Annotated in this window: 15 protein-coding genes and 3 pseudogenes; 13 read left to right on the top strand and 5 right to left on the bottom strand. The window is 40.6% G+C overall.

What is annotated here, in order from left to right; translation table 11 throughout:
• The first annotated feature begins 160 nt into the window (after positions 1-160).
• The 10 genes and pseudogenes from IEW93_RS08795 (at position 161) to IEW93_RS08750 (ending at position 5,447) form a co-directional block, all read left to right on the top strand.
• Positions 161-784: an SMI1/KNR4 family protein gene (locus IEW93_RS08795; protein WP_188738953.1), complete on the top strand. Its 624-nt coding sequence runs from the start codon at positions 161-163 to the stop codon at positions 782-784.
• 114 nt (positions 785-898) lie between these two features.
• Positions 899-1,525 (top strand): SLATT domain-containing protein, encoded by a 627-nt coding sequence (locus IEW93_RS08790; RefSeq protein WP_188738952.1) that lies wholly within the window; start codon positions 899-901, stop codon positions 1,523-1,525.
• 85 nt (positions 1,526-1,610) lie between these two features.
• The gene (locus IEW93_RS08785) at positions 1,611-2,021 is read left to right on the top strand and encodes a hypothetical protein (protein ID WP_188738951.1); all 411 of its coding nucleotides are present in this window, start codon (positions 1,611-1,613) and stop codon (positions 2,019-2,021) included.
• Between the two features lie 93 nt (positions 2,022-2,114).
• Positions 2,115-2,486: a hypothetical protein gene (locus IEW93_RS08780; RefSeq protein WP_188738950.1), complete on the top strand. Its 372-nt coding sequence runs from the start codon at positions 2,115-2,117 to the stop codon at positions 2,484-2,486.
• A gap of 79 nt (positions 2,487-2,565) precedes the next feature.
• A pseudogene (locus IEW93_RS08775) lies at positions 2,566-2,799 on the top strand (transposase); the annotation flags it as partial.
• 121 nt (positions 2,800-2,920) lie between these two features.
• Positions 2,921-3,139: pseudogene (locus IEW93_RS08770) on the top strand (transposase); the annotation flags it as partial.
• 88 nt (positions 3,140-3,227) lie between these two features.
• Entirely contained in the window at positions 3,228-4,205 is a 978-nt protein-coding gene (locus tag IEW93_RS08765; RefSeq protein ID WP_188738949.1) for a transposase, read from the top strand.
• A gap of 182 nt (positions 4,206-4,387) precedes the next feature.
• A complete protein-coding gene (locus tag IEW93_RS08760; RefSeq protein WP_188738948.1) occupies positions 4,388-4,558 on the top strand; it encodes a hypothetical protein in 171 nt (56 codons plus the stop codon).
• A 344-nt stretch (positions 4,559-4,902) separates the two neighbouring features.
• On the top strand, positions 4,903-5,160 hold the full coding sequence (locus IEW93_RS08755) for a type II toxin-antitoxin system Phd/YefM family antitoxin (protein ID WP_188738947.1): 258 nt from the start codon (positions 4,903-4,905) through the stop codon (positions 5,158-5,160).
• Positions 5,148-5,447 (top strand): type II toxin-antitoxin system RelE/ParE family toxin, encoded by a 300-nt coding sequence (locus tag IEW93_RS08750; protein WP_188738946.1) that lies wholly within the window; start codon positions 5,148-5,150, stop codon positions 5,445-5,447. Before IEW93_RS08755 ends, IEW93_RS08750 begins: the two co-directional genes overlap by 13 nt.
• A gap of 30 nt (positions 5,448-5,477) precedes the next feature.
• On the opposite strand, the pseudogene IEW93_RS08745 reads toward IEW93_RS08750, so the two are convergent.
• The 3 genes and pseudogenes from IEW93_RS08745 to IEW93_RS08735 form a co-directional block, all read right to left on the bottom strand.
• Positions 5,478-5,654: pseudogene (locus IEW93_RS08745) on the bottom strand (transposase domain-containing protein); the annotation flags it as partial.
• 155 nt (positions 5,655-5,809) lie between these two features.
• Positions 5,810-6,301, bottom strand: a complete 492-nt coding sequence (locus IEW93_RS08740; protein WP_188738945.1) for a DUF1097 domain-containing protein — start codon at positions 6,299-6,301, stop codon at positions 5,810-5,812.
• Positions 6,302-6,590: 289 nt separating this feature from the next.
• Positions 6,591-6,842, bottom strand: a complete 252-nt coding sequence (locus IEW93_RS08735; RefSeq protein ID WP_188738944.1) for a hypothetical protein — start codon at positions 6,840-6,842, stop codon at positions 6,591-6,593.
• A gap of 315 nt (positions 6,843-7,157) precedes the next feature.
• On the opposite strand from IEW93_RS08735, the gene IEW93_RS08730 reads away from it, so the two are divergent.
• Complete coding sequence (locus IEW93_RS08730; RefSeq protein WP_188738943.1) at positions 7,158-8,228, top strand: GGDEF domain-containing protein; 1,071 nt, start codon at positions 7,158-7,160, stop codon at positions 8,226-8,228.
• On the opposite strand, the gene IEW93_RS08725 is transcribed toward IEW93_RS08730, so the two are convergent.
• Together IEW93_RS08725 and IEW93_RS08720 are read right to left on the bottom strand one after the other, a co-directional pair.
• Positions 8,229-9,032, bottom strand: coding sequence for a hypothetical protein (locus tag IEW93_RS08725; protein WP_188738942.1), 804 nt, complete (start codon positions 9,030-9,032; stop codon positions 8,229-8,231).
• A gap of 147 nt (positions 9,033-9,179) precedes the next feature.
• Positions 9,180-9,554 (bottom strand): hypothetical protein, encoded by a 375-nt coding sequence (locus IEW93_RS08720; RefSeq protein WP_188738941.1) that lies wholly within the window; start codon positions 9,552-9,554, stop codon positions 9,180-9,182.
• A gap of 283 nt (positions 9,555-9,837) precedes the next feature.
• Here IEW93_RS08720 and IEW93_RS08715 point away from each other — a divergent pair, with 283 nt between their 5' ends.
• Together IEW93_RS08715 and dbpA are read left to right on the top strand one after the other, a co-directional pair.
• Positions 9,838-10,704 (top strand): pirin family protein, encoded by an 867-nt coding sequence (locus IEW93_RS08715; protein ID WP_188738940.1) that lies wholly within the window; start codon positions 9,838-9,840, stop codon positions 10,702-10,704.
• Positions 10,705-10,912: 208 nt separating this feature from the next.
• A complete protein-coding gene (dbpA, locus tag IEW93_RS08710) occupies positions 10,913-12,286 on the top strand; it encodes an ATP-dependent RNA helicase DbpA (protein WP_188738960.1) in 1,374 nt (457 codons plus the stop codon).
• Positions 12,287-12,386: the final 100 nt, after the last annotated feature.

Below are 12,386 nucleotides of genomic sequence, written 5' to 3'. Positions count from 1 at the left end.
TACTACTGGTGTATTTGTTCCCATTATATTTCTCCTATTTAAATTAAACCTACACGCTGTTGTGCAGGTTTGTATAACAAGTCCTACCATAGGACTATCTTCGTTCGCCTCTGTAGGAGGCGTTAGCGGCAATAGATTTGGGTTCAACTGGAGAGTATATATGTTAGAAAAAGCAACGGAATGGTTATCGAATCATGCACCTAAAATTGTAGAGGCGCTTCAAGAACCTGCATCGACAGATAAAATTAATGAACTGGAGATTTTAGTAGGTAAAAACTTACCTGAAAGCTTTTGGACTTTATATCAAACATATAATGGAATAAATCCAGATATGTTTGCTAATTTTGCGTACGGCATGCCATTCATTTCAATAGAGCAAACAATTAGTCAAATTACCAAATTTGAACTATCTAATGATAAAACTAATTTAAACTATTCAGATGATGGTATCAAAGCAGGTTATAGCTTTGGAAAGTTAAGGGTTCCTATTGGTGATGATTCGGGTACCTGTTTAATATGCGTAGATCTCGACCCCGACATTAATGGTACTTATGGGCAAGTAATTTTAATAGACTATGAGCATAATGTAGCTCTCAAACTTGCTGACTCAGTAGAAAATTATATTGATAAATTCACATCTGATTTACTTTCAGGTAAATATTCTCTTCAAGAGGATGCGCTAGAGGATGGTGTACATTGGCTTCAACCAGAAAGTGAAATTGATCCTGGCAATTGGTTTAGTTCGCCTACTTGGCAAAATGTGCCTGGCCATAATTGCAGCTAACAAGCTGTTAAACAAGGACAAAAAATTGTTGGCTTTTGTTCCTTCGTCACTATTTTAGCCAACAATTTTTTGCCTGTTAACAGGGCGTTATGAGAACCAAGCAAGGAGTATGGCTTGAAGAAGGAAGAAAGCTTCAATAATCTTTATAAAAAAGTAGATGCAACATCTAAAACCAGATTTCATGCATCCAGGCGACTTAAACTTCATAGCAAGCTTGCAACATACACTGTTGTATTAATATCGCTCGGACTGATTCTAATATCGTTAATGCAAGCCTACGAACTTGGGAATAATATCCAAAGTAAATTAATAGGCTTGATTCAGGTATTTTCAGCGGTTGCCGTGCTTGTATATTCACTACTGATTGATAAAAATGACTATTCAAGCTTATCTGAAAAAATGTATTCATGCGCATCAAAACTTGGTGAGCTCAAGCAAAGAATACATCCACACTTAGAAAAAGATCACAATCAAGAAGCATACGCAGGTTTCCTAGTTGAATATCATGGAATTCTCAAGCTATTCGAGACCCATTCAAACAATGATTTCCGCGGCGACTACACTCGCGCAAAACTAGAAATGCCTGAAAACTACACTATTAAAGGAATGGACTGGTGCATTGCAAAACTTCATGTTTACTGGGCTTACGCCTTAGATTTCATGTCGTATTTCTTTGTAATTGGCATCCTCGGCTGGGTACTTTGCTGGGTTTGGTTCGGCGACATAATAAAAACCTCATAACAACTGGTTCAAATCGTTCGCTCCGCTCACTGGGACGGGCTAAAGCCCGCCCCTTAACCAAACGTTAGCCTCATAGGGAAGTATCGTGATATCAAAGGTCTTTTATCTTATTTTCTTAGCAATTTTACTAAACGCTGCCAATGCAGATGTAATCTCAATACCTATTTTTTCGGGAGAATCCACCAAGTACACAGACCCATATGGTGGCGAGTTGATTCTCGGAGAAAGAACGCCTGAGCAATTAAAGTTTTGGTTTAGAACTATTGGAGGAAATTATCACCAATGTCACATGACGGGTATCGCTACATCGAGAAATAATGAAACTTATATATATAGTCGCGTTGAACAGATAAATGAAAAGAACGTATTCTGTTCTCTTTCTGTGATTGTTCTTGATAACTCAGTTGTTCTTATTGACGAAGGCAATCACTGTAAGGCAATAAATTGTGGCCAAAGAGCAGGTATTAACGGGGCTGTTTTTCACCGTGCCAAATAAGGCTAACAAGTTAATCGAGCAAGGGGTTCCCTTCGGTCACCCAGGACGTCAAAAGCTGCGCTTTCGCCGCCCCTCATTAAAGCGTTATACGGCATGAAACCATACGCTATTACATCAATCGCTGGGCTTGTATGCTTGCCAGCAACTTACAACTTCACCAAAGAAGGCAACATAGTTATGTCGCTGGTGATCGTTGGTCTTTTTGGCTGTATCAGCGGAGTTCTAGCAGCAACGCAAGCCAATAGACCAAAAACACTTTCATTACTTCTATCTTTTGTTGCTGGCGCATTGATTAGTCAGGTTATTTTTTTCGCACACTATTATTACAATTACGGGCACAAAGACCCTAAATTAGTAGTCGGCGAGGCAGTGGCAATCATTCAATTTGGGGTCATTTCAGTTGTCGGCGGCTTGGCTTTGCTCATTGGTGTATTTGCAAAATACCGTATAACAAGAAAAAAGTAAACATGGCCACCCACAATAATTGGCGAAACAATGAACGGTGAACTAGGCTTAACTTACCCTTTCCAAACGGTAATTAAAGATGGCCAGACCAAGACAAACTATCGTTAGCCTGGAAGATACACCTTACTACCACTGCTGTTCTCGTGTGGTGCGTAAGGCATTTCTTTGTGGAATTGATAATTCAACAGGTGAGAACTTTGAGCATCGGCGCGAGTGGGTCGATTCCCGCATTCTTGAGTTAGCGACCATCTTTGCCATTGATATCTGTGCTTATGCCGTGATGAGCAATCACTTACATGTGGTTATAAAAGTAAAAAGTAAACATGGCCACCCACAATAATTGGCGAAAGAGTAAACATGGCCACCCACAATAATTGGCGAAACAATGAACGGTGAACTAGGCTTAACTTACCCTTTCCAAACGGTAATTAAAGATGGCCAGACCAAGACAGACAATCGTGAGCCTGGAAGATACGCCTTACTACCACTGTTGTTCGCGTGTGGTGCGTAAGGCATTTCTTTGTGGAATTGATAATTCAACAGGTGAGAACTTTGAGCATCGGCGCGAGTGGGTCGATTCCCGCATTCTTGAATTAGCGACCATTTTTGCTATTGATATCTGTGCTTATGCCGTGATGAGCAATCACTTACACGAATAATAGACATGGCCACCCACAATAGTTTGCGAAATAATGAACGGTGAACTAGGCTTAACTTACCCTTTCCAAACGGTAATTAAAGATGGCCAGACCAAGACAGACAATCGTGAGCCTGGAAGATACGCCTTACTACCACTGTTGTTCGCGTGTGGTGCGTAAGGCATTTCTTTGTGGAATTGATAATTCAACAGGTGAGAACTTTGAGCATCGGCGCGAGTGGGTCGATTCCCGCATTCTTGAATTAGCGACCATTTTTGCTATTGATATCTGTGCTTATGCCGTGATGAGCAATCACTTACATGTGGTTATAAAAGTTGATGCTGACAAAGCAAAAAAGTGGTCAGATAAAGAAGTGCTAATTCAATGGCACAAGGGCTTTAAAGGTACGTTACTCACGCACAAGTTCCTAAAAGAGGAAGACCTTAACCAGTTTGAACTTCAAACGGTTAATGAATGCATTACCGAATACCGTAAGCGCTTAATTGATATCAGTTGGTTTATGCGCTCACTCAGTGAGCCCATCGCCAGAATGGCCAACAAAGAAGATAAATGTACAGGTCGCTTCTGGGAAGGTCGCTTTAAGTCTCAAGCACTGCTTGATGAAGCCGCGGTATTAGCCTGTATGGCTTATGTGGATTTAAACCCAGTCAGAGCCAAAATGGCTGCAACCCCTGAAACCTCAGATTACACCAGTATTCAAAGACGTATCAATTCAGCAATGAAAGGTGAGCAACCACCTGAGTTATTACCGTTTGTGGGTAATGAGCGCTTAAACATGCCTAATGGGCTTATGTTCAGCGTGAAAGACTACATCGTCTTAGTTGAAGATACCGGTCGTATCATTCGAGATGATAAGCGTGGCGCCATTAGCTCAAGTAGCCAGGACATACTGAATAGACTCAACATCCCCGCGGAAAATTGGCTTAAAATCACCACTGAATTTGGTGCATTATTTAAAGGTGCTGTAGGTGCACTACCTGCCTTAACTGAATACTGTGAGCATTTAGAGCGAAAACGACGACAAGGCGCTGCAAATTGTCAGCGCTGGTTGTGCGCTTAAGTCATCATCCCCAATCAAATTACAATTCTTATGCTTGATTGATATCAAGGTCCTCTGCTGTGTTGAATTCTGCAAATGATGAATAAATCACTCATTTAACGATAATGTTTTAGCCATATCGATAAAAATTGATGAGTTGATCACATCGTTCGTAACCCTCGCCAAAGCCATGAAAACGAGTTATGTTATTTGTTCAAGAAATGGGTGGCTTCGTTTTTCTCGGCTTCGCTCGTTTCAAGAAATGGGTGGCTTTGTTTTTCGTTCAAGAAATGGGTGGCTTCGTTTTTCTCGTTTTTGTTCAAGAAATGGGTGGCTTAGTTTTTCGCTTTTTGTTCAAGAAATGGGTGGCTTAGTTTTTCGCTTACAAGAAATGGGTGGCTTCGTTTTTCTCGTTTAGAAAAGCTGCAACAAGCGATGCACTAAGAAGGGGTAAGCCCTTTTTACCTCAAAAAACGCTACAAACCCGCCTCAACACCCCCTAAAGCGCACTAAAAAACCAACAAAACTGCATGCTAAATAATAATCTAAACACCACTAAATAATTGAATCAAAATATAAACTCAGATATTGTTTATTCATTAATCAAAATGAGTTTAAAAACGAGTAATTCTACAGGCTCGTTAGCCGTATAGTTGTAACCTCGAGTTTATGTGATACTATTGTGATACATTATTTAATTACATATATTGGAGTTATCATGAGAGTTGAACTTGTTACGACGCTTAAACGTCAAGCTACTAAAATTTTAGCGGATCTCCACACTTCCAAAGAACCCGTATTAATTACTGAACATGGTCAACCATCTGCTTATTTAGTTGATGTGGAAGATTATGAGTTCATGCAACAGAGAATGGCTATTCTTGAAGGTGTAGCACGGGGTGAGCAAGCAATAAAAAATGGTAATACATTCTCAAATCAAGAAGCAAAAGCGAAATTGAGCAAATGGCTGAAGTAGTATGGACGTCGCCAGCTCTCGATGATTTAAATGATATAGCGGAATACATCGCTTTAAGTAATATTCAAGCAGCTAAAAAATTGACTCAAAAAGTATTTGATAAAATATCCAGGTTAGAAAGCCACCCCGAATCGGGTAAAAGATCACCAGAGTTAATTAACTTAAATTATCGTGAGATTAACGTAAATCCTTGTCGTATTTTCTATAAAGTGGATAGTGATAAGGTTTATATATTACATGTCATGCGGCAAGAGCGAGACCTTCGTAGGTTTCTAATACAGAGTTAAATAGTAAACGGTAAATGAAGCAGTGAACCGTTAATCCAAATTGCTCAGATCAACATTCCACGGTATTAAATCGGTCAAATCATCGGTAGGAAGGCGCTTGGGTAACTCGGTAAACAAGTGTCTGAAGTAGTAATATGGACTTATATCGTTGGCGTGACAGGTCATCACTAAACTGTATAAATTCGCACTGGCATGCGCACCATTGACAATATAACATGGCCACCCAACCTGCCGGTTTAATAGTAAACACTCAACTAGCCTTTAATTAAAAAATGGGTGGAAAGGTTTTAGCCGTATAAAGAAAAAGCCGATATGTTCATCGGCTTAGGTAATATGAGGTTATTTGTGCCCTAAAGCAGTGGTTACATTTCTTTCACGGCATCATCTTTTATCGATGCAGCTGTTTTGCCTGTGAAGTTTATGAGCAGACTGGTTAGTAAGCTCATGCTGTAGCCTAATATGGCACCAATCATCAACGGCGGAATAATAGCGGCGAGATCAGCATTAAGTGCAAAGGTGATACAGCAACCAATAAATGTTCCAGGAATAAACGCAAAGTTTTTGTTACTAGCTTGTAAGCACATAAAAGCGGTAACAATGCCGGTTAATGCATAACTAATGATTGGTGACCCCAGTGCACTGCTGCCTGCAATAATTAACCATCCCCAAAAAACGCCTGAAAGGTTAGTGGTCATTGCCATGAGCATCCCTTTAACGCCCGTTTCAGTTTGAGCAAAAAAGGTGCTACAGCCTAAAAAGCCGACCCAAGTAACAAGATGAAGTACATCGGCAATACCTGCCCAAACAGATGCCAATAATCCCGCAGAAATTGCAATTTGCCAACGATGTGCCATGGTGTCTCTCGATATAAATATTTAAAACTCTGAGTTCTAAATTTAGCACAATAAGCGCAATTTATGCAGCTTAGTTTTATAAAAAGGGATCCAGTTCGCAAATAATCGTAATAGCTAATGAACTGTGAAGAAGATATTTATAATAATTTCAATGCGATGCTTGTTGTTTATACTCAGTACGTTGATTTTCTGTGGTTAGAGTGTGTGTTTTTAAATACTCAAGATACTGCTAATGTTTCCATACCAGAGCGTGTTTAGCTATGTTGATGAAAATAAACAAAGATAAGCCCTAGTGAAAAGTAACTTTACCGCCCACTATTTTTAGTGCTGGGGTTCCTCGAATCAATGTTTCTCGGGCAAAGACTTGGTAGCATTGAGGGCAAGTGCAGCTTAGTTGTGTGTAATCTTCAGCTATGCGTTCTTTGAAGCATTTGATTAAGGCTCCTTTGCCTCCTTTTCGATACTTAAACAGGCATGTTTTGCATTTAGAGCAGAAAATATCGACTGTTCGAGTTGGACCTTTTTTGTTTGGTTTTGCCATTTTAAGCCTTTACCCACAAGTTAATACAATGTTTTTGCAATGATTTTACAATAGATAGCACCATGTTCTTGACATGGATTTAGGTTAATATTCATAAGATTATGAGAATGCAGATACGACGAAATGACTAAGGTTTAACCGACTATTTGAAATGACATGTTGCCAGTTGAATCTTATTTTTTAGGCGTAACCTTTTAATATTAAGCAAATTGTTATTGATTGGTCTACTCTGTAAATCACAATATTACTCTTTCTCAATTATTTGGCCACTGAGCATGTCGGTCACTGTTATTGTATTACAGGAACACATCATAAATGGCCATTTCTAATTTATGGGCTAGCGAACTCGAGTATCGACGCACAGTATTAAAAGCCGTGTTAATCGTTATCATTGTAGCGGGCGCTATTTTTGTAGTTAATAACTGGTTTAGCGGTTTTAAAGTGTACGCTATGGTTGAATTAGCGGTAGTCTGTTTATGCATCGGTATTCTTATTATTCATAAAACAACACCAAACCTTACTTTGTGGTGTTTGGTGTTTTTATTTGCCCTGTATAGCGTGATTTTGATTGGCATATATAGCGCTTCTTTTAATTCTGCATTGTTCACCTGGTTGTTTATTGTCCCGGTATTGTCTTATCTTTTGTTGGGGATAAAGTTTGGTACTTTATATACCTGTGTATATGTGACGGGCGGTATTGGCATTTTGGTTTATGCATTAATATTTGATATAGCAGAGATTTACCCTATTACCATTGCTAATATTGTACTGTGCTTGTCCGCTATTTGGGCGCTATCTTTTAGTTATGAATATAAGCGAGCCGAGGCTGTCGCAAGACTACAAAAAATGGCTTCGCTTGACCCATTAACCGGGCTAAATAATCGTTTATTGTTAGATTCTATTTTTGAAAGACTGTGTGACAGTTTACCTGAGCAGCAAAAGTCAGTGGCTTTGTTATTGCTTGATCTTGACCATTTTAAACGAGTCAATGATCAGTATGGTCATGATGTTGGGGATAAAGTGCTTGTTGAGGTGTCGCGAATACTCAACCAGGCTCGCCGCCAAAATGACTGGGCTTTTCGGTTGGGCGGTGAGGAGTTTTGTATGTTGGTGTCTGATACGAGCTTGCAACAGGCAGGCCACATAGCAGAACGTTTGCGCGAAACGATTGACCAAATTAGCGTTATTAATGGTCACTATATTAATTTGAGCATTAGCATTGGTGTGTCTCGCTGGCCTGAAGATGGCAGCCCGTTTTCACAAATATATAAAACCGCTGACGAACGTTTGTATCAAGCTAAAATGACCGGACGAAATAAAGTCGTGATGAACTCAGATGAGTGTTCCGCAAACAGCCATGATGATGTATCGGTGGTAGGTGTCTGACTATTTCACCTTGCTTACTCTATTATTAATGGCTTCAGTGAGCTGTTGTTTTTGCTTATCTTCACCACAAAACTCTGCAAACCCTAATCCCCAACCATGGGGGTTAACTTGGGTTGCAAGGTCGACGACTCTGTAACAATAATCGCCTTGTTTAACGATGCGGTTTGGGTCTAATTTATGATCCAAGGTATGGGGTTGGCTTGTATCTACTTTGGGTATTAACTCAATAAAGTCTAATTCAGCATCCATCTCGCTCATTGTGCCAATGGGGTTATTTTGTAGTGCATTTTGCGAACCAATTAGCTGCTCAAATTGTTGATTATTTTGCTGTTGAATGTACTTGCTCGCTGCTTGTTTCAGTGTTTTGGCACTTTGTACAGTATGGGTAGATACAGTTTGGTTAACCTGATTGCTAGCTTGAGTCTGTTGTGGCTTGCTCTGGGGAGAAATTGGGGTTGTGGTTGCTAGTATTGGGGCTTTTAAATCTGGTTTTTTGGCGGTTGGTGCTTGAGTTTGTTCGGGTACAGCTTGGATGGGTTTTGCAGGTAATAGCGACTCATTTTTGTTTAGTTGTAATTGGTATTGTTTCGAGGTTATCAGGTAGCTTTTTATTGTGGTGTGTTTAAGTGGCGGAGTGAGCTCCGCCATTTTTTGTTTAGCGTCTTTTTGCCAAAACCAGCCAATTAAAACAATGAGTATGCCATGCATGACTAACGCGTAGATCAATGGTTTAGATAAGTGCTGTTGATCAAGTGTATTAAGGTGTCTGTTAGTACCTTCTTGACTGGTTTCAAAGCAAGTCATTTCGCGTCGTCAGTGTTGTGTTAATTAATCCTTGCAACTTTTGATTGTTAATAGAAAGTAAAGTTCAAGTGATTTAGCTAAACTCTTATCGATTCTTGATTTGTTGAGGTAAAGTTTACGTTTTTGTACTGGTTGCCTCCTAAATTGCTATTGTTTTACCAGAGGCTCCACGGTTAATCGCTCTTGATTAGATAGCCTAATATGTACACCATCTACGGTTGTAATTCGCTGTTCGTGTATATCTTTTTTACGTACTTTGTAACTGGCTGTCATTGCTTCAATAGGTGATGAGATAGTGACTTCTACAATCGTATTGTCATCATACCAGCCCCACCCCCAATAACCTGCAGTAGCCAGCATTGATAATGCGATCATGGCATAGATAGCCATTTTGCTGAGCAAGGGCGGTTTTTCAATTTCAATTGTTTTAGTGTTGTAACTGGTTTTAGGGCTTCTGCCTCGGCGCAAATACATTAGGGCACCCAGAATCACTAAAATTGTAATGAGGATTTTTGTTAGCACGCCATTTTCCTTAAATCGTAAATTAACCTAGATTATACGGTGTTTGGTATGCTTTACCGTTATCTAGTACACAATCATTAGTTTATTAGCCGATTTTGATGCGGGGCCTATTTATTGCTTGGGTATAATTTGGCCGTGTTTTGATGTGCAAGAGTAAGAAGCATAAAAGCCCCTTGGCCTGTCATCGATTTTATCGAATAAAAATCGCACTATTATGCAATATTTATTCGGTTAGTTGGCTGCTATGCTTGACGGATGATTGGACGGTTCATTGGGATCTATAATGAAAGTGTTACAACGCTTTAGTGCGTTACCTGCAATGGATGGTGATGGGGTCAATATTAATCGCATCAGTGACTTTGAGCTGCTTCGTTTTGACCCGTATTTAATGATTGATGAGATTAAGTCTGACAATACCCAAGATTTTATCGGTGGCTTTCCGCCACATCCACACCGTGGTGTCGAAACCTTTACTTATATTCGTAAAGGCGGATTTGAACATCGAGATCAACTCGGCAATGTGAAGCCGATACGTGCTGGTGATGTGCAATGGATGAGTACTGGCCGTGGTGTTGTGCATTCTGAAATGCCATTAGCCGATGCAACAGAAGGGCTTCATGGGTTTCAAATTTGGCTCAATATGCCAGCTAAAGACAAAATGCGTGCGCCAATATACCAAGACAGTTGCAATCAAGATAAACCTCAGTTGAATAACGATCATGGCGCCACGCTTATCGCTTTGGCAGGCTCCTGGGGATTTAATCATAATCCGTTAAGTATCACCGCGGCGATTGAAGGGCTAGCTGGGCAAGGCTCTATTGCTGATTTAATCCTTACTCACCACGCTCATGGCACTTTGGATGTAAAACGATTTAACACTCTTTGTGTGTATATTTACCAGGGTGAACTGCATTATCTTGATGCTCAAGGTCTGCGCGAAACCGCAGGAGTAGGGCAGTTGTTGCTATTAGATACACATGAAATTTGCCATTTTCAAGCTGAAGTAAATGGGGCTGGGTTATTGATATTAGCGGGAAACCCTATTAATGAGTCAATCGTACAAATGGGGCCGTTTGTGATGAATACGCAGGCAGAAATTGATCAAGCCGTGCGAGATTATCAACAAGGGCTGTTTGGTCAGATTGTTTAGGGTCTGTATAAGATAAAGATTTGTCAGCGAAAGCTGAAGATCATTGCTACAATAGCGCGTATATGGCCAAGGACAATTTGATGTGTAGCATTCACTATACTGACAATAATCACCTTGGCTAATTTGTTTGTGCAGCACTTGTGCGCTTTTTTGCTTTCGATATCAGAGGATATTCGCCTTGAGTCAGTCTACTGAACCGGCCGTTAACATGGCTTTCGCATCACTTAATTTAAAAACTGAATTGCTTGAAAACCTACAAACTATGGGTTTTGAATCAATGACTCAAATCCAGGCCGAAAGTTTACCGCCCATATTGGCTGGTGAAGATGTCATAGGCCAAGCAAAAACAGGTTCAGGTAAAACGGCTGCGTTTGGTTTAGGCTTACTCAATAAACTCGATGTTAAACGTTTTCGTATTCAAACCATGGTGTTGTGCCCAACCCGTGAGCTTGCCGACCAGGTTGCTGAAGAAATCCGCACACTTGCTCGTGGTATTCATAACATTAAGGTATTAACTTTGTGTGGTGGTGTGCCAATGGGGCCGCAGGTTGGCTCGCTTGAGCACGGCGCGCATATTATTGTCGGCACTCCTGGGCGTATTGTTGATCATTTAGATCGCAACCGTTTAGATTTAAGTAATATGAACATGCTGATTTTAGATGAAGCCGATCGCATGTTAGAGATGGGCTTTCAGCAGCATATTGATCAAATTATTGCCGCCGCACCGCGTGAACGCCAAACCTTATTATTTAGCGCGACCTTCCCTGAGCAAATCAAATCGATTGCCGATCAAATTATGTATAAGCCTGTGATGGTAAAAGTTGAGCAAAAGCATGACAACTTAACTATTGAGCAGCACTTTTACCGAGTTGATGACAACAAAAGTCGCCTTGAGGCGTTGCGTTTACTGTTACTTGATAAGCAACCGCGTAGCTCAGTGGTGTTTTGCAATACTAAGCGCGAAACCCAGCAAGTGGCAGATTCACTCGCCGAGTTTGGCTTTAGCGTACTCGCTCTGCACGGTGATTTAGAGCAGCGCGATCGCGATCAAATGCTATTACAGTTTGCTAACCGCAGCGCGCGTATTTTGGTTGCAACCGATGTGGCGGCCCGTGGCCTAGACATTGATGAGCTTGATGCGGTATTTAACTACCACATTGCTTACGATACCGAAGTACACATTCATCGTATTGGTCGTACTGGCCGTGCGGGTAGCTCTGGTGCCGCTTATACCTTTTTTGCTGAAGAAGACGGTTACAAAATGGCAATGATTGAAGAAGCCATGGGTAAAGATGTTGTTAGCGAAACCTTGCCACCAATGAGTGTGTTAAATAAACAGCCGCAAGCGGCTGAGATGATCACCATTCAAATCGATGCCGGTAAAAAGCAAAAGATCCGTCCTGGCGATATTGTAGGTGCATTAACGGGCGATAACGGCCTAGACTTTAATGATATCGGTAAAATCAAAGTCACCGAGTTTCGTGCTTATGTTGCCGTAAGCAGCAAGGTGTCAAAGCAAGCGCTAAATAAGCTCAATAAAGGTAAGTTGAAGGGGCGTAATTACCGAGCTTGGTTTATGTAACGGTAAGTGATATTTACATAAAAAACCGCTGAATATTCAGCGGTTTTTTATTGGTTAAGCAACTGTTTGCTATTTGAGCAAATTGAATGGTATCGCTTAA

Origin of the sequence: Shewanella inventionis, from assembly GCF_014641855.1 — a bacterium.
Lineage (GTDB): Bacteria > Pseudomonadota > Gammaproteobacteria > Enterobacterales > Shewanellaceae > Shewanella > Shewanella inventionis.
The sequence above is the reverse complement of the archived record's forward strand: the minus strand, read 5'-3'. Positions and strand labels throughout refer to the sequence as shown.

What these genes read in the sequence shown, in the direction of transcription:
- IEW93_RS08795 (WP_188738953.1), top strand. Translation starts at nt 161, where the DNA reads ATGTTAGAAAAAGCAACGGAATGGTTATCGAATCATGCACCTAAAATT.
- IEW93_RS08780 (WP_188738950.1), top strand. Translation starts at nt 2,115, where the DNA reads ATGAAACCATACGCTATTACATCAATCGCTGGGCTTGTATGCTTGCCA.
- IEW93_RS08765 (WP_188738949.1), top strand. Translation starts at nt 3,228, where the DNA reads ATGGCCAGACCAAGACAGACAATCGTGAGCCTGGAAGATACGCCTTAC.
- IEW93_RS08760 (WP_188738948.1), top strand. Translation starts at nt 4,388, where the DNA reads ATGTTATTTGTTCAAGAAATGGGTGGCTTCGTTTTTCTCGGCTTCGCT.
- IEW93_RS08755 (WP_188738947.1), top strand. Translation starts at nt 4,903, where the DNA reads ATGAGAGTTGAACTTGTTACGACGCTTAAACGTCAAGCTACTAAAATT.
- IEW93_RS08750 (WP_188738946.1), top strand. Translation starts at nt 5,148, where the DNA reads ATGGCTGAAGTAGTATGGACGTCGCCAGCTCTCGATGATTTAAATGAT.
- IEW93_RS08740 (WP_188738945.1), bottom strand. Translation starts at nt 6,301, where the DNA reads ATGGCACATCGTTGGCAAATTGCAATTTCTGCGGGATTATTGGCATCT.
- IEW93_RS08735 (WP_188738944.1), bottom strand. Translation starts at nt 6,842, where the DNA reads ATGGCAAAACCAAACAAAAAAGGTCCAACTCGAACAGTCGATATTTTC.
- IEW93_RS08730 (WP_188738943.1), top strand. Translation starts at nt 7,158, where the DNA reads ATGGCCATTTCTAATTTATGGGCTAGCGAACTCGAGTATCGACGCACA.
- IEW93_RS08725 (WP_188738942.1), bottom strand. Translation starts at nt 9,032, where the DNA reads ATGACTTGCTTTGAAACCAGTCAAGAAGGTACTAACAGACACCTTAAT.
- IEW93_RS08715 (WP_188738940.1), top strand. Translation starts at nt 9,838, where the DNA reads ATGAAAGTGTTACAACGCTTTAGTGCGTTACCTGCAATGGATGGTGAT.
- dbpA (WP_188738960.1), top strand. Translation starts at nt 10,913, where the DNA reads ATGGCTTTCGCATCACTTAATTTAAAAACTGAATTGCTTGAAAACCTA.